The following is a 24,341-nucleotide window of genomic DNA, read 5'->3' as shown; positions in this document are numbered from 1 at the left end:
ACCTTCAACGTTGCGAAAGTGGCTTTCGCGACACCCTAGAGGGGCTGTTCCTGCTCACTCTTCGCCGATGGCGTGGTCCACGCCCGGTGCTCGCTCTCCCGCACCTCTTCCTCGGCCGTCTGCTCCAGCCGCTTCATCGCGAACCGCAGGATCGGCGGGGCCATCAGCGAAGTGACGATCGCGACGAGGATGACGATCGTGTAGATCTCCACGCTCAGGATGCCCAGCCGCAGGCCGACCATGGCCACCACGATTTCGATGACGCCGCGCGCGTTCAGCCCGGCGCCGAGCGCCAGCCCTTCCCATTTGTTCAGGCCGCTGAGCCGCGCCCCGGCGTACGCGCCGACGAACTTGCCGATGACGGCCAGCGCGAGCACCGCCAGCCCGGTGAGCAGCACCTGCGGGCGGATCAGCGCGGTGAGGTCCATCCGCAATCCGGCCGTGGCGAAGAAGATCGGCGCGAAGACCGACAGGACGACCGTCCGCAGTGGAGCGAGCTTGGCCGGGTCGACCTTGCCCGCCGTGCTGATCAGGATGCCGCAGAGGAAAGCCCCGAAGATCGCTTCCAGACCGAGGGCCTGCGTCCCGGCCGAGGCCAGGAGTATCAGGACGACGGCGGCCGAGACGGTGAGCCCGGGGCCGTCGGATCTGGCCGCGGTGCGCAACACGCCCCGGACCAGTGGCCTGCCGATGGTGAACGCGAAGACGAGGACGCCGATCAGGTAGCCGAGCGAGAGGAGCACGGCGCCCGCCGACACGGCGGTGACGGCCATCGCGCTGACGATGGAGAGCATGAACCAGCCGAAGGCGTCCTCGATCGCACCGGCGGCGAGCGTGAGCTGCCCGACGTTGCGGTGCAGCAGTTTCATGTCCATCAGGGTCTTGGCGATGACCGGGATGGCGCTGACGCACAGCGCCACACCGAGGAAGAGCGCGAAGACGGTGATGTCCGTGCCCTCGGGCACCAGCACCTTGGGCAGTACGTAGCCCGCGCCGATTCCCAGCCCGAGAGGAACGATCAGCCCGCCGAGCCCCACGCCGGCGGCCGCGGCGCGCCGTCGGCGGAGCAGGCCCATGTCCATCTGCATGCCGGTGAAACCGACCAGCAGGATGACCCCGATCTGCCCGACGGCGTCGAGGAGGTGGAACTGCTCGGCGACGGCCGGGAACAGCCAGCCGTGCAGCCCCGGTGCCGCCCAGGCCAGCAACGACGGACCGAGGAGCACCCCGACGACCAGCTCGCCGACGACCGCGGGCATCCCGAACCGGGCGGCCAGCCGTCCGAAGGCCACCGCGAGCAGGAGCAGCAAACCGACCTGGAGCAAGAAGAGCAGGAGACTGTGCGCGGCGATCGGGGCGACCGGCGCGGGAAGCGAGAGAAGCACCTTCCTCCTTCGGGAAAGATCGGAAGATCAGCCGTACCGGGTGACCCGTGTGTTCAGCCGCCGCGCCGCGCTCGCCGAGTCGCAGCCTGCCAGGCCCAGCGCGTTCCGGAGTTCGACGGCGAGCAGGTCCAGCGCCTGCCGCGCGCCGTCCTGGCCCGCCGAGGCCAGCCCCCACATCACCGGCCGCCCGACCAGCACGGCCGACGCGCCCAGCGCGAGCGCCTTCAGGATGTCGCCACCGGACCGGATCCCTCCGTCCAGCAGTACTTCGCAGCCGCCCGAGACCGCGTCGACGATCTCGCCGAGCATTTCGGCCCCCGGTACGGCGCCGTCCAACTGACGGCCTCCGTGGTTGGACACCACGATTCCGGCGACGCCCGCGTCGACGGCGCGAGCGGCGTCCTCGACCGCGAGGATCCCTTTGAGCACCACCGGAAGATTCGTCTGCGCGCGGACGGCCTCGACGGATTCCCAAGTGGCGGCGGCGAATTCGCGCGCGGTGTGGTCGGCGACGGCCGAGCTTCCGCTGGTACGGCGGTGCGCGGCCGCTCCGGCGTCGAAGTTGGCCGCGGTCACCGATTCCGGCAGCGCGAAGCCGTTCCGCATGTCCCGCAAGCGCCGCCCCATCCAGGGCACGTCCACGGTGAACACGATCGCCTCGCAGCCGGCTTCCTCCGCGCGGCGGACGAGCTCCAGGGATCGCTTCTCGTCACGCAGCCAGTACAGCTGGAACCACGGCCGCCCGCCGACGGCCGCGATCTCCTCCAGCGGGACGCTGCTCAGCGTGCAGATCGTGTACGGCACCCCGGCGTCGCGCGCCGCGCGAGCCGCGGCGAGCTCGCCTTCCGGATGGAACAACCGCTGGTACGCGACCGGCGCGACCGCCACGGGCAGCGCGGCGCGCCGGCCGAGAACCTCGGCCTCGACGGTGGCATCGGTCAGATCACGCAACATCCGGGGGATCACGAAGATCCGTTCGAGCGCGACGCGGTTGGCCTCCAGCGATGCCTCCGTGCCGCTGCCCCCGGCGAGGAAATCCCAGATCTCGCCGGGAAGGACAGCGCGCGCGGCCCGTTCGAGGTCGTGCAGGGAGAGGTGGGTCATCGGCGGGCGGGGCCGTTGCTCTGCCCGGTCCGCTCCAGCTCGACGGCTTCGTACAGGGCCTTGATGTTCGAGCTGCCGAACGTTCCCGCGCCCTGCCGCTCGATGATCTCGAAGAAGATCGTCTTGCGCGGATGCGTGGAGGCGGTGAAGATCTGGAACAGCTGGCCGCCGTGGTCCTCGTCGGCGAGCAGTTTCGTCTCCCGCAGGTCGTCCAGGGAGTGCGTTTCCAGCTCGATCCGCTCGCCGAGCAGGTCGTAGTAGGTGTCCGGGGTCTTCAGGAATTCCACGCCGCGCCCGGAAAGCTCCTTGACCGCGCGGACCGCGTCCGGGCTGGTGAAGGCGATGTGCTGGATGCCCGCCCCGTGGTGCTCCTTGATGAAGTCGTCGATCTGGCCCGGGTCGGCGGTCTTGTCGGGCTCGATCAGGGTGAGGGTGACCGCCCCCGAAGCACTCTGCACGACGGTGGAGTTCATCGCCTGGGAACCGACCACGATGTGCTCCTCGAAGATCTGCTTGAACCCGAGGGCGCGCTCGTAGAACGCCACCGTGGGGCCGAGATCTCCGGCGTTGAGGCAGACCGCGAAGTGGTCGATGAGGTTCAGGTCGACGCCGCCCCTGCCGCGGAAGGCCGCCGGCGCCTCCTCGACGTCGTCACGCTGGATCAGCGTGTGCACGACGTCGCCGAAACCGCTGACCGTGGCCGTGACGACCGAGTCCGCGCGCTTCCCCGGCTCGCGGACGGCTTCCGCGCCGGCCTTCACCGCGATCTCGAAGGCGGCGGCCACGTCGTTCGTGCGCAGCGCGATGTCGGCCACGCCTTCACCGTGGGTCTGCAGGTACGTCGCACCGGGGTGCCGGTCGGACAGCGGCTCGGTGAGGACCAGGGCGATCTCGGCGTGCCGCAGCGTCACGCTCCGGTGGTCGGCGGACCGGTCGGTGGCGGCGACGGAGAAGTCGTACTTGTCCATCCAGCCGGACGCGGCCACCTCCAGGTTGGCCACGTACATTTCCACGTACTCGATCTCGAAATTCTGTGTGGTTTCGTGAGAAGACAAGACATTCCTCCGTGGAATAGATGTAATCCTCGATCACAGGATGACGCGAAGCCAATTGCGCTTCAATGGTGTCCGCTTGACACCTCCGTCCACAGAGGACGGATTCGCGCTCAGCGTCCGGCGAACCGCACCGGGAGTTCCCGGTATCCCTGCACGACGACCGCGCGCAACCAGGACGGCTCCCGCACCAGGTCCACCCGGGACACTCGTTCGGCCACCTCGCGCAGCACGACCGCCAGTTCGATCCGCGCGAGCGCGGAGCCGAGACAGTGGTGCATTCCGTGGCCGAAGGCGATGTGGCGGTTCGGTTTCCGGTCCGGCCGGAACGTGTCGGGATCGTCGAAGACGGCGGGATCCCGGTTCGCGGCGGGAAGCCACGCGACCACCGGGGTGCCGGGTGCCAGGTCGCGGCCGTTGACCGTGACCTCGCCGGTGGACACGCGGAGCACGTGCATCGCGGGCGAGGTCCAGCGCAGCACCTCGTCCACGACAGTGTCGACGTCCGCGCCGCCGTCCCGGACGGCCGCGAGAAGACCCGGCACCGTCGCGAAAGCGTGCACCGCGCCGGTGATCGCGTGCCGGGTGGTCTCGTTGCCGCCGATCAACACGTTGTCGCAATTGAGGACCACGTCGTCGATCGAGAGGCTGTCGTCGGACAGCAACGTGCTGACGAGGTCTTCGCCGGGGCTTTCGCGGCGCGCGCCGACGAGTTCGTCGAAGTAGACGAGGATCTCGGTATGCGCCTGACGCGGCGTCATCCCGTCGAATAGTTCGTCCTCACCGCCGAACGCGTGGTTGGTCAGGTCGATGAGCATGTCCTGGTCTTCGACCGGAACGCCGAGGATCTCGCAGACCACGGCGGCGGGGATGCGCGGGCCGATCGCCGCGGCGACGTCGCATACCTCGCCGTCGAGCACCCGGTCGAGCACGCCGCGCACCTCTGTCCGCACCCGCTCCGACAGTTTCCGCGCGGACGCCCTCGACAGCAGCGGCCCGACCAGCTTGCGCAGTTTGCGGTGCTGCTCCTGTTCGGAGACCACCATCATCTGGCCGCCCGAGTTGTCGGGATGGTCGCGGTCGAAACCGATCATCATCCCGTATTCGGAGGTGAACGGCGCCGACGGCGCGAGCACCGCGGCGCACGCCTGGTGCGAGAACACGGACCAGAAGCCGCCGGGCGAACTGCCCGGCTCACTCCACACCATCGCGTCTTCCAGCGCGAGTTCGCGCCAGCGGTGGTGCCGGTCCAAGGTGGTGTACAGATCGGGGTCGCCGAGATCGACGGCTGCCGTCGTCCGCATGAATGGTCTCCAGGTCAGGGGTGAGCGCCGTCGAGGACCTTGGCGAGCCGCGCCACCGTCGGCGCGTCGAAGAAGGCCTGCACCCGCAGCCGGATCTTCAGGCGCTCGCGGATCCGGCTCACCAGCCGGGTCGCGAGCAGCGAGTGACCGCCGATTTCGAAGAAGCTGTCCTCGACACCGACGCTGCTGACGCCGAGCACTTCGGCGAACAGCTCGGCCAGGATGATCTCGGTGGGGGTGAGCGGTGCCCGGCCCGCCGCGCGTCCGGCGTGCTCCTCTTCGGGCGTGGGCAGGGCGACCCGGTCGAGTTTGCCGTTCGGCGAGACCGGCAGGCTCGGCAGGCCGACGACGACGTCGGGCACCAGGTACGCGGGCAGCCGCTTCTTCAGCGGCGGCAGCAGGTGCTCGGCGTGCACTCGCGCGCCGGCGGCGCCGACCACGTAGGCGACGAGCCGGTTCTCGTGTTCGGTCACGACCGCCTGGGCGACGCCGTCCACCGCGAGCAACGCGGCCTCGACCTCACCCGGCTCGATCCGGTGGCCGCGCACCTTCAGCTGGTCGTCGACCCGGCCGACGAAGACGTACTGACCGTCCTGGCGCCTCCGCACGCGGTCGCCGGTGCGGTACATGCGGCCACCCGGCCCGCCGAACGGATCCGGCAGGAACCGCTCCGCGGTCGCGGCCGCTCTCCGGAGGTAACCGCGGGCCAGACCGGGGCCCACCGTGTACAGCTCGCCCTCTTCCCCGTCCGGGACGGGCCGCAGCAGATCGTCCAACACGTAGGTCCGGACGCCGGTGATGGGCCTGCCGATCGGCGGGGTGTCCTCACCGGTCAGCGGCTCGCTGGCGGTCACCGCGACAGTGACCTCCGTCGGGCCGTACGCGTTGATCATCACGCGGTCCGTGGCCCAGCGTTTCGCGACCGGCGCGGGGCACGCCTCCCCCGCGACCAGCAGGGTCAGCCCCGTGGGCAGACCACCGGCCTCCTCCAGCGGGGCCAGCGCGGACGGCGGCAGCGTGACGTGGGTGATGCCCTGATCGCGCACCAGCCTGCCGAGCGGTTCGCCCGGGACGAGGTCCGGCGCGGACGCCAGCACCAGGCAGCCACCGGCCTGCCAGATCGGCCAGAACTCGGCGACCGCGGCGTCGAAACTGGGCGACGCGAAAGCCAGCAACCTGCTGGACGGCACCAGCTTCTGACGGCGCACGTAGTCGTCGGCCAGGTTCGGGATCCCGCGGTGCGTGACCAGCACGCCCTTCGGCTTCCCCGTCGAGCCCGAGGTGTAGATGACGTACGCGGGGTGGTCGGGCAGCAGCGGCGAGAGCCTGTCGCGGTCGTCCAGGTTCGGCTCGGCCCGGCCCGGTTCCCGTTCCACGTCGAGGATCACGGGAGCACCGGTCACGTCCTGGCCGGGCAGGCGCAGCAGGCACTGCGCCGCCGTGTCGTCCAGCATGTGCCGTTTGCGTTCCTCCGGATAGTCCGGATCGACGGGCACGTACGCGGCGCCCGCCTTGTGCACGGCCAGGATCGCGACGACGAACTCGATCGACCTCGGCATGGCCAGCGCGACCAGCCCCTCCGGGCCGACCCCGTGCGCCACGAGCCTTCGGGCGAGCCGGTTGGCTTCGCCGTTCAACTCGGCATACGTGAGCGTTGTCGAGTCCATCGCCACCGCGGGACGATCCGGCAGCACGGCCGCGGTCGCCTCGAACAGGGCCGGTGTGGTGGCCGCCGAAAGGACGGTCATGCGGTTTCCCCCAGTGTCTCGCGGGATTCGGTGCGGAGGAACCGGATCAGCTCCCGGTTCACCGCCTCCGGGTTCTCCAGGTAGCCGAAATGCCCGCAGCCGGGAACCGTGCGGAAGGTCGCGCCGGGGATCGCGGAGGCCAGCTCCAGTCCGGCGGCCGGTGGCGCCACGAGGTCGTGCTCGAAAGAGACGACGTGGCACGGCACCTTGATCGCGCGGTAGGCCTCGAGCCGGTCGGGCAACGCGCTCAGCAACAGCTGCGCCCGGACCCCGGGCCCCCAAGGGCCCGCCGCCTCGAACAGGTCGAGCCAGTCTCCGGTGAGGTCGTCGTCGGCGAGTGTCGCGGGGCCCAGGTTGTGCATGGCGCGGATCGCGGCGAGGAAGCCCGGCGGCAGCTCGGTGCCCTGCTCGATCAGCTTCGCCTCGCCTTCCGCGAGCACACGCTGGACGAGACTGCTCTTGCCGCAGGCGGCCATCAACAGGACCGAGTCCACCAGCTCCGGGCAAGCGAGTGCCAGCTCCTGCGCGATGTACGAACCCATCGACGTGCCGATCACCCGGCAGGGCATCGCGTCGAGGTAGTCGATCAACGCGGCGACGTCCGCGACGAGGTCTTCGATGGTGAATCCGCCCGCACCGTCGTCGCTCGGCGGAATCCCGCGATTGTCCATGGTGATCACGCGGAAACCGGCGGCGCGGAGCGCGGGTACCTGATACAGATCCCACACCGAGCTCGGCGCACCGGTGCCGGTCAGCAACAGGACCGGCGGACCGTCACCGAAGTCGTTGTAGGACAACCGGATCCCGTTCTCGGTTGTCATCAGCATGATGCTCCTCCCGGAGAATGGCGCGAAGCCGACCGTACCTTCGGAGATCGAGTGTCCGAACTATTCGGCATGGACGCCCCGGAGCTCGTCCGGGAAACGGGAATGACCCCGGGCGTCCACGGACTCTCTTGACACCTGAACGGCGTATGGAAATCCTAGTATTCATGGATTCAAACGGTCTGTCCACTCACTTGAACGTGGAAACGCTGCACGGATCGCTCACCGATCCGGCCATCTCGTCGATGAATCTGCTGAACGAACTGATCGACGAATACCCTGTGGCCATTTCCATGGCGGCAGGCCGGCCGTACGAAGAGTTCTTCGACATCCGACTCATTCACGAGTATCTCGACGCCTATTGCGCGCATCTGCGCGACGATCGGAAAATGGACGAGGCGGGGGTCACCCGCACCCTCTTCCAATACGGCACCACCAAGGGTGTCATCGCCGACCTCATCGCGCGCAATCTCGCCGAGGACGAGCACATCGACGCCACTCCCGAATCCGTGGTCGTCACCGTCGGCGCGCAGGAGGCCATGTTCCTGGTCCTGCGTACGCTCCGCGCGAGCGAGCGGGACGTGCTGCTCGCGCCCGCGCCCACCTACGTCGGCCTGACCGGGGCGGCGCTGCTGACCGACACCCCCGTCTGGCCGGTCCGGTCGAACGAGAACGGCATCGACCCGGACGACCTCGTCCTCCAGCTGAAGCGGGCCGACGAACAGGGCAAGCGGGTCCGGGCCTGTTACGTGACCCCCAACTTCGCCAACCCCACCGGCACCAGCATGGATCTGCCGTCCCGGCACCGGCTCCTCGACGTCGCCGAGGCGCACGGAATCCTGCTACTGGAGGACAACGCGTACGGGCTGTTCGGGGCGGAGCGGCTTCCCTCGCTCAAATCCCTCGACCGGTCGGGATCCGTGGTCTATCTCGGTTCCTTCGCCAAGAGCGGTATGCCCGGTGCCCGGGTCGGTTTCGCGGTGGCGGATCAGCGGATGGCCGACGGCGGCCTGTACGCCGACCAGCTTTCGAAGCTCAAGGGCATGCTCACGGTGAACACCTCCCCCATCGCGCAGGCGGTGATCGCCGGGAAGCTCCTGCTCAACGATTTCAGCCTGACCAAGGCGAACAAGCGGGAAATCGCCATCTACCAACGCAATCTGCACCTCACGCTGGGCGAGCTCAAGCGCAGGCTCGGCACATGTTCCGGGGTTTCGTGGAACACGCCGACGGGCGGGTTCTTCGTCACCGTCACGGTGCCGTTCGTCGTCGACGACGAACTGCTGGAGATCTCGGCCCGCGACCACGGCGTGCTGTTCACCCCGATGCACCACTTCTACGGTGGCAAGGGCGGGTTCCACCAGCTCCGGCTGTCGATCAGCCTGCTGACGCCGGAACTGATCGAAGAGGGCGTCTCGCGGCTCGCCGACCTGATCACTTCGCGCCTCTGAGCTTGCCTCCGAGGTACATGAAGGCCCCCTTCATTGCGCTAGGCGCAGTGAAGGGGGCCTTCATGTACTTGGGCGAACGCGCGGGACGCGGGAAGGCGGGTCCGGCAGGGGGCGGTGCGAAAGTGGCTTTCGCGACGTCTCCACCTCGGGCGGCGCCCACGGAGTGAAGGCCTCCTTTACTACCTTGAGGGTAGGTAAGGAGGCCTTCACGGACCTTGCGACGCGGCCAGAGAGCGAAGCCGCTGGCCGAAGTCACTGCGGAAGCAGTGTCGGCGGACGCCAGCCCGCCTGGGTGGCGCTCCCGGCGAGGACGTCGCCGGGAGCGCTGCGCAGATCCGTCACGCGGAGCCCGAAGCCGGACCGGCGTTGGCGTCGAAGGAACTGCCGGAGTAGTCGGAGTCCAAAACGGACACGGCGTAGGTGGCGGGCGCGGCCAGCATGGCCACGACACCGACGACGAGGCCGGCCTTCACCAAGGTCGCGGACGGGCTCTTGAGCACCCTGGCCAGGATCAGCACGACGAGCGCGAGTACGCCGAGCGCCAGCGTGCCCCACCGCGCCCAGGCCAGGAAGTTCGGGTAGTGCGACCAGAGCCAGGCGCTCCACGCGAGCTGAGCCGCGATCGCGATCGGCAGTGTCCAGGCCGCCCGGCCACCGCGCTGGTACGCCCGCCAGAACATCACGATGCCCAGAGCGGAAAGGGCGGCGAGCGCGGGGGCGAACGAGGCCACGTACGCGGTGTGCGCGACGTCCCCGAAGCTGAAGACGAAGGTGAAGGTCACCAGCCACACGCCCCACATCAGCAGCCCGCCGCGCACCGGGTCGGTGCGCTCGGCCCGGCGCGACCACCACAGCCCGCAGAACAGCGCCAGGAAGGCGAGCGGGAACAGCCACGAGATCGCGACGCCGAGGTGGCCGTCGAGCAACTTGTTCCACCCCAAGGGGTCCGTGCGGCTTTCGACCTTCGACGGATCCGCCTGGGTGGGCGGCGCGCCGCCCGGTCCCACGATCACGTCGCCGTTGGGCAGCACCAGCACGTCTCCGGGACCGGGCTGGCTCTGCCCGGGCCCCGGCTGACCTTGCCCGGGACCGGTGTCGCCGGGTCCCGTGTCACCCGGGCCGGTGTCGCCGGGCCCCATGTCGCCCGGTCCAGGCTGACCTGCTCCCGGACCCGTGTCACCGGGTCCGGTGTCACCCGGCCCGGGTCCCCGGTCGCCAGGGCCCTGGCCCACGTCACCCGGACCGGCCTCCGACATGTCCAGCGGATGGTCGGGCGGACCGAGTGCCGGCGCGCCGCCCGCGCGACCCGCGTCCGGCACCGCGCCGGGCAGGTTGATGCCCACCCGCGCGAGACCGTTGTAGCCGAACACCATGGCGAAGGCGCTGTTGTTCGTGGTGCCGCTGACATACGGCCGGGAACTCGCCGGGGTGAAGGTGTAGAGCGCGACCCACGACAGCGACACCGCCAGCATCACCACTCCGGCGATCCCCACGTGCTTGATCCGGCGGCGCGTCTCGATCGGCGCGGTGAGCAGATAGCCGATCGCCAGCGCGGGCAGGATCATCCACGCCTGCAGCATCTTGGCCTGGAAGCCGATCCCGATCCAGACCCCGGCCCACACCAGCGACCGGAGCCGCCCTTCCAGGACGGCGCGCTGGTAGGCGTCGACGGCGAGCACCAGGCACATCGTCAGCAGACCGTCCTGCATGCTGTGCCCGAACATCGACGCGGCGACCGGCGTCAGGGTGAAGATGCCCGCGGCGAGCAGGCCGGGAACGACGCCCGCCCAGCGCCGCACGACCCGGTACATCACGAGCACCGAGATCACGCCTTCGATCACCTGCGGCAGCGCGAGCGACCATTCGCTGTAGCCGAAGATCTTGGCCGACACGACCTGCGGCACGAACGAACCGGCGAGCTTGTCGAGCGTGGCCGTCGCCTGCGGGTCGACGGCGCCGAACAGGAACGCCTTCCAGCTTCCGGACATGCTCTTGACGGCGTCCGAATACAAGGGCGCGTAGTCCACTCGCGGCAGGTTCCAGGCGTAGAGCACCACCGCGACGAACGCGATACCCAGCAGCGCGGGCCGGGCCCACGGCGGCTGACCGTCGGGCGAACGCCAGACCGCCCAACGGTTTCGCCCGCCTTCGGGTGGCGTGGTGTCCTGGGGTGGTGACGGCAGATGAGTGAGTGTTGTGGACACTCGGTACCTCCGGGCGTGATGCGGCGTCGGCAAGGGGAGGTCGGGCTCAGCGGTCTTCCTCATCGCGGACGACCGGCCAAGTCGTTTCGCCGTATCCGCCGTCCGGGGAATTCTTCCGAGCGTGCTCGTCCATTCGGTCGAACATGTTCTTGTTACGTCCGTTGAGCATTCCCAGCTGGGAAGAATAGCACCGCACGGCTTCGAATTTCCGTGTCCGGAGCTCCTCGGCGACAGCGCCGAATCCCGGGGCACCACGGTGGAATCCCGGCGGCAACTCGACCGGGCCCGGCCTGTTCGTCACATAGGGAAGGTCTTCCCAGAGCCGGATCGGGATACCCTTCTCGAACGCGGCGAACAGCGCGGCGTCGCGGGAAACCTGATTGTCCGGATGATCGAGAATGGCCGCGCAGGTCACGATCAGCGTGGGATCGAAATCCCCGATGACCGCTTCGACATCCGCCTTGATCTCGGCGACGAGTTCGAGATCGCCGCCCGGCGCGCGTTCGTCGACGGCGACTTTCGCGCCGCCTTCCCTCGGCGACGCCAGCCACTCGCCATCCGGTCGCTTGCGATAGATGGAGTCGAGAAACCGTCCGTGCCGATAGGACAGTCCTAAGTGGCCTACTGCGGCGACGTCCTCTTCGCGGCGAAGGAGGGTCGCGTCCTCATCCGGTGAGAGACCCCAGATCGCGTGCATCCGTTCCGCGGCCGCCGAATAAGGGGGCGGCGCGCTCCCGGCGAACACGGTGTGGACGAGCACTTCCGCTCCGTCGCGCGCCGCCTGCGCGAGGCAGGCGCCGACCGAAAGCACCGCGTCGTTCAGATGCGGGGAAATCGCCAGGATCCGGGCGGTCGCGGGGTCTTCAAGCATGGGGATCGGTCTCCTCACGCCGGAAACCGCGGTCCCGGCACGACTTCGCCGGGACCGCGGATCCGGGATGGCCGTCAGTGCTCAGGAAGACTTGATTTCGAGCTGGGGAAGGGGGAAGACCAGGGTTCCGCCGTTCGCGAGGTACTCGTGCTCGCGCTCGATGAAACTGTCGCGGTAGCCCCACGGGAGGACCAGCAGCTGGTCGGGCTTCTGCGCTTTGGCGTCTTCCTCCGACACGATCGGGATCTCGCTTCCCGGGGTGAAGCAGCCGGCCTTGTCCGCGTTGACCTCGCCGATGGCGGGCAGATCCTTCTCGGTCAGGCCGCAGTACTGGAGGATCACGTTGCCCTTGGTCGACGCGCCATAGCCCAGCGTCAGCTTGCCCGCGGCCCTCGACGTGTCGAGGAAGTCGCGCAGTTCGCCCCGGTGCGCTTCGGTCTTGGCGGCGAACTTCTCGTAGGGCGCCATCGTGTGCAGGCCGATGGCCTCCTCGCCGCGCCGGAACGCCGCGAGACCCGCTTCGTCCACGCGGTAGTGGCCGCTGTTCTTCGCCATGGTCACCCGGATGCTGCCGCCGTGCACTTCGGTCATCTCGGCCTTGACGACGGTGAAGCCGACCTTTTCGGCCATCCACTCGAACTGCCGCAGCGCGTAGTACTCGAGGTGCTCGTGGCAGATCGCGTCGTAGGCGACCATGTCCAGCATGGACGGCAGGTACGCCTGCTCGGAGATCCACACGCCGTCCTCGTCGAGGATGTCGTGGATCTCCTGCATGAACTCGACCGGCCGGGGCAGGTCGTAGAACATGGCGATCGAGGTGACGACCTTGGCCTTCCGGTCACCGTAGCGGTCTGCGAAGGCCTTGCCGGTGAAGTAGTCCGCGACCAGGCCGACATGCTCCGGGTAGAGGTCGCGGAACTGTTCGCCGTTGGGGTCGAAGCCCACCAGTTCCGGGCCGCCCGCCGGGTAACCGCGCAGCAGGGTGGAGTCGTTGCTGCCGATGTCGACGACCAGGTCGCCGGGCTTCAGGTCGACCAGGTCGGTGACCTGCCCGACGATGCCGTGCAGGTGGTTGATCATGTACGGCCGGATGCTGGACCGGTAGCCGTAGCCGCCGTGGCCGTACATCAGGCTGGAGTCGGTGGTGTGCAGGAGCTGGACGAGTCCACAGCCGCCCTGCGAGCACTTCACCAGTTCGAGCGGGACGACGGGGACGACCCCGCGGGCCCGCGGGAACACGCTCGTGACGGCTTGCGAGCCGAGATCCAGTACCGGCAACAGTTCGGTGTTGCCGCAGATCCGGCAGCTGTCGGCGATCATTTGCTTTCCGGTGGCGCTCATGGACGGTCTCTCCCGTTTCCTTACTCGATTTCCAGCCAAGAGGGTTCAGACAGAAACAGACGGCTTTTCCCGGCTGACCGCGTCGAGCAGCAGTTCCGCGGCCACCGTGGTCCCGTCGGCGCGGATCGTGCCCGCCACCTCGGCGGCCCGCGCGCGGGTTTCCGGCGCCAGGGCCGTGGCGAGCGCCGCCGACAGGGACTCCACGGTCGGGTTCGGGCCGTCGTGCGCCACTCCGACACCCAGCTCCGCCACCCGGCCCGCGTGATGCGGATGGTCGGCGATCTGCGGGATCACGACCTGCGGGACGCCGGCCCGCGTGGCCACGTGTGTCGTGCCGACCCCTCCGTGGTGGACGGCGGCGGCCACCCGGCCGAACAACACCTGCTGGTTCACTTCGTCGATGGCGAAACAGTCGGCCCCGTCGTCGGGCAGGACCAGATCGGCCCAGCCGCGGGCGAGGATCACCCGGCGGCCCTGGGCCCGGATCGCCTCGACGGCCACCCCGGCGACGTCGTCGGGCGCGGGCGAGCTGCCGAAACCCACGTACACCGGCGGCTCGCCGGCAGCCAGGAACGCTTCCAGCTCAGGGGAAAGCGGCCGTTCGTCGGACACCATCCACGCTCCGGTCCGCACTCCGCCGAGCTCCGGCCGCGGCGGGGCCAAGGCCTCGTCCGCCGCCAGCAAGGGACGATCGGTGCAGCCGTAGTCGAAGAGGTTCCGCACCGGCGGCAGGCCGATCGCCGCCCGCCGCTCGTCGAGCGCGCCGCCGAACATCTTGTCGATGCCCTGGTTGTACATCCCCCGCTGCTCCGGCGACGGTTGCAGGACAGGGGAAGCGACGGCGAAGAAGTACGGGATACCGAGTTTCTCGGCCACCGACCGCACGGCGATCGCGCCGGTCAGCAAACCGCTCGCCACCACCGCGTCGCAGCCCTCGGCGGCCGCCGGGACCTTGGCGAACTGCTCGGCGATCCCCGCGACCGCCTGCGCGGGATCGGGCGGCCCGCCCAAGCCGCTACGGGCCCCTTCGAGCACCGATTCGCCGACGATCACGTGCGGCACGCCGACTTCGGCCAGCCGCTCCACGTAGTCGGGGGGCGCGCACATCCGCACCTCGGCGCCGAGTTCCCGCGCCCGCACGGCCAAGGCCACCAACGGTTCGACGTCCCCGCGCGGCCCGTACGCCCAGAACAACACCCGCATCACGGATCCCCTTTTCCCGACGGTGTTCACCGCTTGGTCGCGGTGATGCCTTCGGTGGCGTAGTGAATGGTGAAGGCGCCGCCCAGGTCGTCGATCGACGCGCCGAGGTGCGTGAGGAAGCGGGTGCGCGCGTCCTCGTCGAGGTGGTTCAGGCCGCCCTGGGTGGGGACGAGATCCAGCCATTCGTCGCGGGTGTAGACGCGTTCCCATTCGAAGCGCAGTTCTCGCGGCTCGGTGAACGCGCCGGTCCGCTGGATGCCTTCGGCCGCTTTCACGTACTGCTTGGCGTAGATCTGCTTGGCGTACTCTTCCACATCGCCGTCCCTGTCCTCTTTGGACGGTTCCTCGAACGACAGGCCGGGAACGGCGTGGCGGTATGCCTCGCCCTGCGCCTTCATGACGGCTTCCGGAAGCTCGAAACCGTTGTCGAACAACGCGATCAGGCCGTTCGGCGCCAGCACGCCCGCCACCTTGCGCGCACCCGCGAGCGGGTCCACCCAGTGCCACGCGGTACCCGAGACGACCGCGTCGAAAGTGCGGCCCGCCGGTTCCCAGTCCTCGAATTTGGCGACCTCGACCTCGAGACCGCGCCCTCGCGCGACGTCCGCCATCCGCCCGTCCGGTTCGACCCCGAGCACCGTGCACCCCGCGGCCTGGAACGGGCGCGAGGAGAGACCCGTCCCGCAGCCGACGTCCACGAAGTTCTTGCCGGGGCTCAAACCGATGATCCTGTCGACCAGGGCGCCGGGGTAACCGGGGCGAGCGCGGTCGTAGCGCGCGGCGTCGGCACCGAACCACTCCGCCATTTGCCGGTTTTCGTGCGGTTCAGAGGCAAGCTTGGACATGTTCCCCACCCTAGTTCTTTTCCGTGATGTCCACGTCGGCCGTTTCTTTTGCTGAAGGGCGCTTTCCCCGCATCTCACGCGGCGAAGGACGCTTTCCGCACGTCCTATGCGGCGAAGGGCCCCTTCAGCCCACGCGGACTGGATCTGCCTCAGAACACCTGTTGCGAAAGCCACTTTCGCAACACTGAAGGTTGGGAAAGCGGCTTTCGCAACCCCCGCGCGCGACCAAGGCTGCCGAAGGACGCCTTGCCCGCATCTCACGCGGCGAAGGACGCTTTCCGCACGTCCTATGCGGCGAAGGGCCCCTTCAGCCCACGCGGACTGGACGCGGGATGGCGTCATTTTCGCGAAGCGTGCACCAAATACATCGGCTCCACCATGATCTTGTCGTCGAGTTCGGCCTCCACCGTGTAACCACGGCTCTCCAGCTCTTTCCGGAGTTCGGCCAACTCGCCCTTCGCGTCGCTGATTTCGATGACCCAGGACCGGATCTTCGCCCAGTCTTCCTCGGTCAATCCGGCGAGGACTTCGAGTTCCGAACCCTCGACGTCGACCTTGACCAGGTCGATGCGATCCAGCTCGGAATACCCCGCCAGTACCGAAGAAAGGGTCGCCACCTCGACGGTGACCTCGACAGCCTGAGCCGCGAAATGTTCGCTCTTGGTCTCCGGATGCCTCGTCGAGTTCCCGGGCATCCCGGGATAATAGGTGAACGCGACGTCCTTCCGATCCACCTCGCCCAAGGCCAGCTGGTGAACGGTCAGGCCGGACAGGTCATGCAGTTCGACGTTCCGGCGCAGCGCCGCCACCGACGCCGGAACCGGCTCGAAGGCGATCACTTTCGCATTCGGCTTCCGCCGCTTCGCGTAAATCGAAAAGAGCCCGACATTGGCACCGACGTCGAGAATGACACCACCGTCAGGGACTTCGCCCACACTCTGGGCGTAGGTGTCGAAATGGAAGACCTCGTTGAAGATGAACATCAGTTCGTCGTGCTCACCCGACGGATCCGGTCCGGCGTAGCAGGTGAAGTCCTCCGTCACCTCGACCAGCACCGGCTCGTTCGCCTGCGTGATGTTTCCGGACATGTTCGAGCTTCCTTTCTCGCTGTGACCGGTCACCGAGTCGCGCAGCAGTCCGGCGGCCACCGTCGCCCCGTCGGCGCGGATCGAGGCGGCCACGGAGGCCGCCCGCCCGCGGGTTTCCGGGGAAAGCGCCGTGGTGAGCGCGGCGGACAGGGACTCGAAGGTCGGGGCCGGGCCGTACTCCTCGAAGGCCACGCCGATACCCAGCGCCGCCACCTGGTCGGCGAAGTACGGCTGGTCCGTCATCTGGGGTATCGCGACCTGGGGGACGCCTGCCCGCGCCGCCACATGCGTCGTCCCGCCGCCGCCGTGGTGGACGACGGCGGCCACCCGGCCGAAGAGCGCCTGGAAGTTGGTCTCGCCGACGGCGAAACAGTCGGTCCCGTCGTCGGGCAGGGCCAGATCCGCCCAGCCACGGGAAAGGACCACCCGACGGCCCTGGGCGCGGATCGCCTCGACGGCCAGTTTCGCGGTGACGTCGGTGTCGGACGTGCTGCCGAAACCCACGAACACCGGCGGCTCGCCGGCGGCCAGGAACGCTTCCAGCTCAGGGGAAAGCGGCCGCTCGTCAGGCAGGATCCACGCCCCGGTCCGCACGACGTCCTGGTCCGGCTTCAGCGGCGCCAGGAGCGGGTCCGCCGCCAGCCAGGGCCGGTCGGTGCAGCCGTAGTCGATGAGCTTCTCCACCGGCGGCAGCCCGATCTCGGCGCGCCTGCTGTTGAGCGGGCCACCGTAGCGCCGGAAATAGACCTCGTTGTAGAAGTCCCACAGCGCCCGGTTGTCGTTCACGTCCAGGTCGGCGGGCGGCTCGCCGTCGCCACGGCCCAGCGGCGGCGGGAAATGCGGCGACGGCAGGTAGATCGGGCAGTAGGCGGCGTAGAAGTACGGGATACCCAGCTTTTCGGCGACCGACCGCACGCCGATCGCGGCGGACAGCACGCCGGTCGCCACCACCGCGTCGCAGCCCTCGGCGGCCGCCGGGACCTGGTCGAACTGCTCGCCGATCTCCTCGGCCGGGAGCCGGAGCCCGTCCCCCCGCGACGATCCCGTGATCGCGCGCATCATCGCGTGCAACGGCTGTCCGACCGGCACCACCTGGACGTCGAGTCCGGCGAAGCGGTCCGCGGCGTCCGGAGGTGCGCAGATCCGCACTTGGACACCCAGCGCCCGCAGCCGGGTCGCCAGCGCCACCATCGGTTCGACGTCGCCGCGGAGCCCGCTCGTCGACAACAAGACACGCATTACGTGGTTCCTCGTTCTGTAGATCCCTGGTTCACCGCGTCGAGCACCAGTTTCGCGGCCACCGCCGCCCCGTCGGTGCGGATCGAGCCGGCCACCTCGGCCGCCCGTGCCCGCGTTTCCGGGGAGAGCGCCGTGACGAGCGCGGCCGACAGCGAGTCGACGCTCGGGGTCCTGCCTTCGTGCGCCACGCCGACACCCAGCTCGGCCACCCGGCCCGCGAAGTAGGGCTGGTCGGCGATCTGGGGCACCACTACCTGAGGGGCACCGGCCCGCGCGGCCGCGGTCGTCGTCCCCACCCCGCCGTGATGGACGACGGCGGCCACCCGCCGGAACAGCGCCTGGTGGTTCACCTCGCCGACGGCGAAGCAGTCGGCCTCGTCGTCGATCAACGTCAAATCGGCCCAGCCACGGGAAAGGATCATCCGGCGCCCCTGGGCGCGGACCGCTTCGACGGACACCTTCGCGACGTCTTCCGGGGCTCGCAGGCTGCCGAATCCGACGTACACCGGTGGCTCACCGGCGGCCAGGAACTCCTCCAGCTCGGGGGAAAGCGGCCGCTCGTCGGGCAGGACCCAGCCCCCGGTCTGCACGGCTTCGAGATCCGTCGGCTGCAACGGCGCCAGGGTCGGATCCGCCGCGAGCAAGGGATGGCCGGTGTAACCGTAGTCGAAGATGTCCTCCACCGGTGGAAGGCCGATCGCGGCCCGACCGCCGTTCAGCGCCGCACCGAACCGCCGGAAAGCGCTCTGGCTGTTCCGGGCCCACAGCGACCGGATGTCGGTCCCGGGCGGAGCGGGTGGCTCACCCAGCGGCGGCGGGGGCGCGTAATGCGGCGACGGCAGGAAGATCGGACAGTGGAAGGCGTAGAAGTACGGGATGCCGGCCTTCTCGGCCACCGACCGCACGGCGACAGCGGCCGCCAGCATCCCGGTCGCCACCACCGCGTCGCAGCCCTCGGCGGCCGCCGGGACCTGCTCGAACTGCGTGGCGATCGCGTCCGCCGAAAACCGGGCGCCGTCCTTGGGCGACGGCGGCGTCTTCGTGTTGGTCTTCGCGCGGGCCGACTCGCCGATCGGGACCAGCGGCACCCCGAACTCGGCCAGCCGCTCCCCCGACTCCGGCGGCGCGGCCATCCGCACCTCGGCGCCCAGCTCCCGCAAGCGCACGGCCAGCGCCACCAGCGGTTCGACATCCCCGCGGCTGCCGGTGGTCGACAACAACACACGCATTACGGCGTTCCCCTTTTCGTGGATTCGCGGTTCACGCGGGAACAGCCGGGCTGACAGCGTCGCGCAGCAGCTCCACGGCCACCGCGGGCCCGTCGGTACGGATCGAACCGGCCACCTCGGCCGCCCGCGCCCGCGTTTCCGGGGACAGCGCGGCGGTGAGCGCGGCCGACAGCGACCCGACCGTCGGGGCCGGACCGTCGATCGCCACCCCGATCCCCAGTTCGGCGATCCGCTCGGAGTAGTACACCTGGCCCACGATGTGGCGCACCACGACCTGCGGGACGCCCGCCCGCGCGGCCACGTGCGTCGTGCCCGTGCCTTCGTGGTGGACGACGGCGGCCACCCGGCGGAACAGCTCCTGGAAGTTGGCCTCGCCGATGGCGAAACAGTCGGCCCCGTCGTCGGGCAGGGCAAGATCTGCCCAGCCACGGGAAAGGACCACCCGGCGGCCCTGGGCGCGGACAGCCGTGATGGCCGCCTTGGCGACGTCGGCGGTTTCGGGCGTGCTGCCGAACCCCACGTACACCGGCGGCTCGCCGTCGGCCAGGAACGCTTCCAGCTCAGGGGAAAGCGGCCGCTCGTCGGGCAGGATCCACGCCCCGGTCTGCAACGCCTCCTCGCCCGGCCGCAAGGTGGCGAGGACCGGGTCCGCCGCCAGCCAGGGACGATCGGTGGCGGCGTAGTCGAGGAGGTTCTTCACGGGCGACAGGCCGAGCTCGACCCGCTGATCGTTGAGCATGCCGCCGATCAGGTTGTCGGTGCCTTGGTTGTAGTCCGCCCGCTGCGACGGCGGGAGCGCCGACGGCAGGTGGATCGGGCAGAGCACGACGTTGAAGTAAGGGATGCCCAATTTCTCGGCCACCGAACGGACGGCGACCGCGCCGGAGAGCAGCCCGGCCGCCACCACCACGTCACAACCCTCGGCGACCTTGAGGATCTGTTCGAGGCGCTCGGCGTTCGACCCGGCCTCGGCGTCCGGCGTCCCGTGTGACGCCGACGCGCCCTTCCAGCGTTCGACCGGCACCAGCGGCACCCCGATCTCGGCCAGCCGCGCCGCGCTGTCCGGCGGGGCGCACATCCGCACTTCCGCGCCGGCCTCCCGCAACTTCGCCGCCAAGGCCACCAGCGGTTCGACGTCGCCGCGTGATCCCCTTGCCCACAACAAAACGCGCATTTCGCATCCCCTGATCGAGCTTGTCCGGTTCACACCGAAACGGCGGGCTTTTCCTTGCTGACGGCGCCGAGGACCAGTTCCGCGGCCGCCGCCGCCCCGTCCGTGCGGGCGATCCCGGCGACGGCCTCGGCTCGTGCGGCCGTTTCCGGGGCCAGGGCCGTGACGAGCGCGGCCGACAGGGATTCGACGGTCGGGACGGGCCCGTCGTGCGCCACGCCGATCCCCAGGTCGGCGACCCTGGCCGCGAAGTACGGCTGGTCCATGCCCCGGAAGATGATGATCTGCGGGACCCCGGCCCGCGTCGCCACGTGCGCCGTCCCCGAACCACCGTGATGGACGACCGCGGCGACCCGGCCGAACAGCACCTGGACGTTCACCTCGTCGATGACGAGACAGTCGCGCTGATCGTCGATCCGGGCCAGCTCAGCCCAGCCCCGCGAAAGGATCACCCGGCGGCCCTGGGCGCGGACGGACTCGATGGCCACCCTGGCGGCGTCGTCGGGAGCGTCCAGGCTGCCGAATCCCACGTACACCGGCGGTGTCCCCGCCGCGAGGAACTCCTCCACCTCCGCCGGAAGAGGCCGTTCGTCGACCAGGTACCAGGAACCGGTCTGCACCGCCTCCTGGCCCCGCCGCAGCGGGACCAGCACCGGATCCGCCGCCAGCCAGGGGCGATCGGTGTAGGCGTGGTCGATGACGCTGTCCACCGGCGGCAGGCCGAGCGCCGCCCGCCTGCTGTTGATCGGGTCGCCGAACCGCTGGAACAACCCTTCGTCGCGCATGTCCCGCAGCGAGTGCTGGTCGGTGTCGTCCAGTGCGAACGACTCGCCGTCGCGATCGGGCCGCAGCTGCGGGTCGAACGGCGACCGGATGTCGATCGGATGGCAGGCGGCGTAGAAGTAGGGGATCCCCAGCTTCTCCGCCACCGACCGGACGGCGGAGGCGACCGCCACCATCCCGGTCGCCACCACCACGTCACAGCCCTCGGCGGCCGCCGGAACCTGGTCGAACTGCGCGTCGATCAGCTCGGCCGCGAAACCGGGCCCCGGCCCCGCCCCCGCACGGACCGGGGGGCCGACGGGCACCATCGGCACTCCGAACCCGGCCAGCCGCTCCGCGAAGTCCGCCGGACCGCACACCCGCACCTCGACGCCGCGGGCCCGCAACCGCACCGCCAACGCCAGCACCGGTTCGAGATCACCGCGTGTCCCGAACATCGACAACAACACCCGCATCGCGTACTTCCCTCGTTCCGCTGGTTCCGGCGTCGGCTCACACGGGATGGTGGGGAAGCCACTTCATGCCGTCGGGCGAGACCACCAGCCCGCCGGGGAACAGCGGCATCTCCGGCTCGGCGTCCTCGCCGAGGACCACCCGCATCTGCTCCTGGCCGCCCTCCTGCATGACCTGCCGGACGACCTGCGACTTGAACAGCGGCACCATGCTGGCGTCGTCGCCGCCCGCCATCTTGTCGACGGCGGTGGCGAATTCGGCGCTGCGCTCGACGAGCTGGTGCACCAGGGCGTTCTCACCGGAGGAGACCCCGCCGACGAGGTCGACGAACGACTCCAGGTCGGTGTTCTTGCTCTTCGTGACCTTCTTGGCCTGCCAGAAGTACGACTCCTCGTTCACGTTCATCTCGTAGAACGCGACGAGGAACTCGTAGTACACGCTGTACTCGCGGCGGTACCGCGCTTCGAACTCGGTCAGGGCGGTCTTCTCGTCCAGATCCCCGGCGAGGACGCTGTTGATCGACCGCGCCGCGAGCAGACCGCTGTAGGTCGCCAAGTGCACGCCGGAAGAGAACACCGGGTCGACGAAGCAGGCGGCGTCGCCGACCAGGATCATCCCCGGCCGCCAGAACTCGGTCTGGTTATAGGAATAGTCCTTGCGGACCCGGATCTCCCCGTACTTGCCCGTGGTCACGCGCTTGGCGTCCGCGAGGTACTCCGCGATCAACGGGGCCTCGGCGATCAAGGAACCGAGCGCCTTTTCCCGGTCGCCCTGGACCTTGTCCGCGTCCTCCCGGCGCACCACCGCGCCGACGCTGGTCAGCGTGTCGCTCAGCGGGATGTACCAGAACCAGCCGTTGTCGAACGCGACGCTCAGGATGTTGCCCGAGTACGGCTCGGGCAGCCGCTTGCCGCCTTCGAAGTAGCCGAACAGCGCCAGGCTGCGGAAGAACTCGGAGTAGTTCCGCGAGCCGCCGACCTTGGAGTACAGCCGGCTCTTGTTGCCGGACGCGTCGATCACGAAGGTCGCCTTGACCTCGCGCTCGTTACCGTCGCGGTCGGTGTACCGGACGCCGGTGACCCGCTCGCCCTCTTCGAGCACGTCGGTGACCGAGCACTCCTCCCGGACGTCGACGCCCTTGCGCTTGGCGTTGTTCAGCAGGATCTGGTCGAACTTCGCCCGCTCGACCTGGTAGGCGAACGACGACGGGCCGGTGATCCGCGGCGAGACGGAGAAGGAGAACGTCCACGGCTCCGGGCGGGCGCCCCACCGGAACGTGCCGCCGCGTTTGATCGGGAACCCGGCCGCCGCCAGTTCGTCGGTGACGCCGAGCATCTGGCACACGCCGTGGATCGTGGACGGCAGCAGCGACTCGCCGATCTGGTACCGGGGGAAGAGTTCCTTCTCCAGCAACAGCACTCGGTGGCCCTGCATGGCCACGAAGGTGGCCAAGGTCGACCCGGACGGGCCGCCACCCGCGACCACCACGTCGAATTCTTCGACCGACATTTCTCACCATTCCTCTGTCGACGTCATTGCACTACCAGGCGACCGGCAATTGGTCCGGGCAATCGATGAAGGCGTTCCGGAGCTTGATCTCCTCGTGCGGCACCGCGAGGCGCAGATCGGGGAACCGGGCCCAAAGGGCTTGATAGGCCATCCTCAGCAGCGACCTCGCCACCGCCGCGCCGATGCAGTAATGGATACCGTGCCCGAACCCGACATGAGAACCCGAAGCACGATTCGCGTCGAGGACGTTGGCGTTCGGCGTCAGCGCCTCGTCGCGGTTGGCCATCAGGATCGAGCACATCACGTACTCCCCCGCTTTGATCAGCTGACCGCCGACGACCACGTCCTTGATGGCCAGCCGCGGGTTCGGCTGCTGCACGGGCGACAGATACCGCAGCAATTCGGCGACGACACGATCCGCTTCGTCCTTGCCGGCGAGCATCAAGTCCTTCTGTTCGGGATGATCCAGCAGGGCGAGCACCCCGAAGCCGATCATTCCCGCGACGGTCTCGACGCCACCGAGGATGAGCGCGGTGAACACACCCCGCAGCTCGGCGTTCGTGACGTCGTCCCCGTGCTCGCGCACGATGGAACCGATGAACTCCTCGTCGGGATCCGCGCGCTGGCGGGCGATGAGGCCGTCCAGATAGCGGTTGAACGCCGCGCTGTCGTGGGCCCTCGCCTTGAAGCCGCGGCTGAGCGCGACATTCTGCCGGACGCGCCGGATGAATTCGGTGCGATCGTCGCGCGGGATGCCGAGCAATTCGCACAAGGCCAGTCCGCCGACCGGATCCGCGAACAATCCCTGGACGTCCGCGGGCGACCCTTCGGCCTCCATCACGTCGATGCGGTCCTCGATCAATTCCAGCATCGCGGGTTCCAGCCTGCGGATCCGCCGCGCGGTGAATTCCGGCGTCAGCATTCCGCGAAGGCGGGTGTGCTCGGGCGGGTCGTAGACCGACAACTGCCCGATGAGATCCGGCGGAATGGGTTCGTCGGCTGGTGATTCCGCCGAACTCCAGCGCGGCCGCGTCGTGAAATGCTCGTGGTCGCCGAGGATCTGCCGCACGACGTCGTACCCCATGGCCTGCCAGACGTATTCGGTCCGCAGTTGGGTGGACGCGCTCCCGACTATCCGGACCAGCGGGCCGTGCGCCCGGAGGTCGAACATGTCCTCGTGGGGATCGCAATGCGTCCTGAGCATGTAGTTCGCCGTCGGCTGCACGAGTGGCGCGACCTCATCGATATCCTGATCCATATCGAGTGGAAACTCCTTCACCGACCGCGTTTGGTGTTCCGGATTCCTCTTCGGACACTCGGGTTCCTCAATCTTCGCCCGTGCTCAGGAAATAAGTCCAGGGTGCCGCCGTGGACGAAGACCCAGCCCGCTCCGGTGGGCTCCGGATCGCCGGGCACACTCCCTGCCCGAAACAGCGTTGCGAAAGCCACTTTCGCAACCTTCAGCGTTGTGAAAGGGGGTTTGGGAACGCCCAGGGGGCCAAGAGCGGGGGGGCGCGGGCCGCGGCGCGCTCACCAG

At 69.0% G+C, this 24,341-nt stretch carries 17 protein-coding genes and 2 pseudogenes; 1 reads left to right on the top strand and 18 read right to left on the bottom strand.

Annotated elements, in window-relative coordinates; all coding sequences use genetic code 11:
- Positions 1-35: 35 nt before the first annotated feature.
- From ACFWMR_RS06970 to ACFWMR_RS06945, 6 genes are all read right to left on the bottom strand, one after another.
- The gene (locus tag ACFWMR_RS06970) at positions 36-1,385 is read right to left on the bottom strand and encodes a cation:proton antiporter (RefSeq protein WP_378377646.1); all 1,350 of its coding nucleotides are present in this window, start codon (positions 1,383-1,385) and stop codon (positions 36-38) included.
- 27 nt (positions 1,386-1,412) lie between these two features.
- Entirely contained in the window at positions 1,413-2,489 is a 1,077-nt protein-coding gene (locus ACFWMR_RS06965; protein ID WP_378377644.1) for an alpha-hydroxy acid oxidase, read from the bottom strand.
- The gene (gene hppD / locus ACFWMR_RS06960; RefSeq protein ID WP_378377642.1) at positions 2,486-3,544 is read right to left on the bottom strand and encodes a 4-hydroxyphenylpyruvate dioxygenase; all 1,059 of its coding nucleotides are present in this window, start codon (positions 3,542-3,544) and stop codon (positions 2,486-2,488) included. The genes ACFWMR_RS06965 and hppD overlap by 4 nt, the downstream gene beginning before the upstream one ends.
- Positions 3,545-3,654: 110 nt before the next feature.
- Positions 3,655-4,845, bottom strand: a complete 1,191-nt coding sequence (locus ACFWMR_RS06955) for a cytochrome P450 (RefSeq protein ID WP_378377640.1) — start codon at positions 4,843-4,845, stop codon at positions 3,655-3,657.
- A gap of 14 nt (positions 4,846-4,859) precedes the next feature.
- Complete coding sequence (locus tag ACFWMR_RS06950; protein ID WP_378377638.1) at positions 4,860-6,593, bottom strand: amino acid adenylation domain-containing protein; 1,734 nt, start codon at positions 6,591-6,593, stop codon at positions 4,860-4,862.
- Positions 6,590-7,420 (bottom strand): alpha/beta fold hydrolase, encoded by an 831-nt coding sequence (locus ACFWMR_RS06945; protein ID WP_093939285.1) that lies wholly within the window; start codon positions 7,418-7,420, stop codon positions 6,590-6,592. The genes ACFWMR_RS06950 and ACFWMR_RS06945 overlap by 4 nt, the downstream gene beginning before the upstream one ends.
- Before the next feature lie 164 nt (positions 7,421-7,584).
- Between ACFWMR_RS06945 and ACFWMR_RS06940 the strand changes: the two genes are divergently transcribed.
- On the top strand, positions 7,585-8,868 hold the full coding sequence (locus tag ACFWMR_RS06940; protein ID WP_378377636.1) for an aminotransferase-like domain-containing protein: 1,284 nt from the start codon (positions 7,585-7,587) through the stop codon (positions 8,866-8,868).
- A 338-nt stretch (positions 8,869-9,206) separates the two neighbouring features.
- Here ACFWMR_RS06940 and ACFWMR_RS06935 read toward each other — a convergent pair whose 3' ends face one another.
- The 12 genes and pseudogenes from ACFWMR_RS06935 to ACFWMR_RS06880 all read right to left on the bottom strand — a co-directional run bounded on the left by ACFWMR_RS06935 (position 9,207) and on the right by ACFWMR_RS06880 (position 24,062).
- On the bottom strand, positions 9,207-11,072 hold the full coding sequence (locus ACFWMR_RS06935) for an ArnT family glycosyltransferase (RefSeq protein ID WP_378377634.1): 1,866 nt from the start codon (positions 11,070-11,072) through the stop codon (positions 9,207-9,209).
- 46 nt (positions 11,073-11,118) lie between these two features.
- On the bottom strand, positions 11,119-11,943 hold the full coding sequence (locus tag ACFWMR_RS06930) for a PIG-L deacetylase family protein (RefSeq protein ID WP_378377632.1): 825 nt from the start codon (positions 11,941-11,943) through the stop codon (positions 11,119-11,121).
- A gap of 81 nt (positions 11,944-12,024) precedes the next feature.
- Positions 12,025-13,284 (bottom strand): class I SAM-dependent methyltransferase, encoded by a 1,260-nt coding sequence (locus ACFWMR_RS06925; protein ID WP_378377631.1) that lies wholly within the window; start codon positions 13,282-13,284, stop codon positions 12,025-12,027.
- Positions 13,285-13,329: 45 nt separating this feature from the next.
- Positions 13,330-14,487, bottom strand: a complete 1,158-nt coding sequence (locus ACFWMR_RS06920) for a glycosyltransferase (RefSeq protein ID WP_378377629.1) — start codon at positions 14,485-14,487, stop codon at positions 13,330-13,332.
- 26 nt (positions 14,488-14,513) lie between these two features.
- Positions 14,514-15,332, bottom strand: a complete 819-nt coding sequence (locus tag ACFWMR_RS06915) for a class I SAM-dependent methyltransferase (protein WP_378377627.1) — start codon at positions 15,330-15,332, stop codon at positions 14,514-14,516.
- Positions 15,333-15,670: 338 nt separating this feature from the next.
- Positions 15,671-16,231, bottom strand: a pseudogene (locus ACFWMR_RS06910) (FkbM family methyltransferase); the annotation flags it as partial.
- A gap of 216 nt (positions 16,232-16,447) precedes the next feature.
- Positions 16,448-17,659: pseudogene (locus ACFWMR_RS06905) on the bottom strand (glycosyltransferase); the annotation flags it as partial.
- Positions 17,659-18,888, bottom strand: coding sequence for a glycosyltransferase (locus ACFWMR_RS06900; protein ID WP_378377625.1), 1,230 nt, complete (start codon positions 18,886-18,888; stop codon positions 17,659-17,661). The gene ACFWMR_RS06900 and the pseudogene ACFWMR_RS06905, both read right to left, overlap by 1 nt.
- Before the next feature lie 31 nt (positions 18,889-18,919).
- Positions 18,920-20,062, bottom strand: a complete 1,143-nt coding sequence (locus ACFWMR_RS06895) for a glycosyltransferase (protein ID WP_378377623.1) — start codon at positions 20,060-20,062, stop codon at positions 18,920-18,922.
- 29 nt (positions 20,063-20,091) lie between these two features.
- Complete coding sequence (locus tag ACFWMR_RS06890; protein ID WP_378377621.1) at positions 20,092-21,297, bottom strand: glycosyltransferase; 1,206 nt, start codon at positions 21,295-21,297, stop codon at positions 20,092-20,094.
- Positions 21,298-21,334: 37 nt separating this feature from the next.
- Positions 21,335-22,804 (bottom strand): tryptophan 7-halogenase, encoded by a 1,470-nt coding sequence (locus ACFWMR_RS06885; protein ID WP_378377620.1) that lies wholly within the window; start codon positions 22,802-22,804, stop codon positions 21,335-21,337.
- Between the two features lie 31 nt (positions 22,805-22,835).
- On the bottom strand, positions 22,836-24,062 hold the full coding sequence (locus tag ACFWMR_RS06880) for a cytochrome P450 (protein WP_093934237.1): 1,227 nt from the start codon (positions 24,060-24,062) through the stop codon (positions 22,836-22,838).
- Positions 24,063-24,341 lie beyond the last annotated feature (279 nt).

The organism is Amycolatopsis thailandensis (assembly GCF_042723255.1).
GTDB classification, from domain to species: domain Bacteria; phylum Actinomycetota; class Actinomycetes; order Mycobacteriales; family Pseudonocardiaceae; genus Amycolatopsis; species Amycolatopsis thailandensis.
The sequence above is the reverse complement of the archived record's forward strand: the minus strand, read 5'-3'. Positions and strand labels throughout refer to the sequence as shown.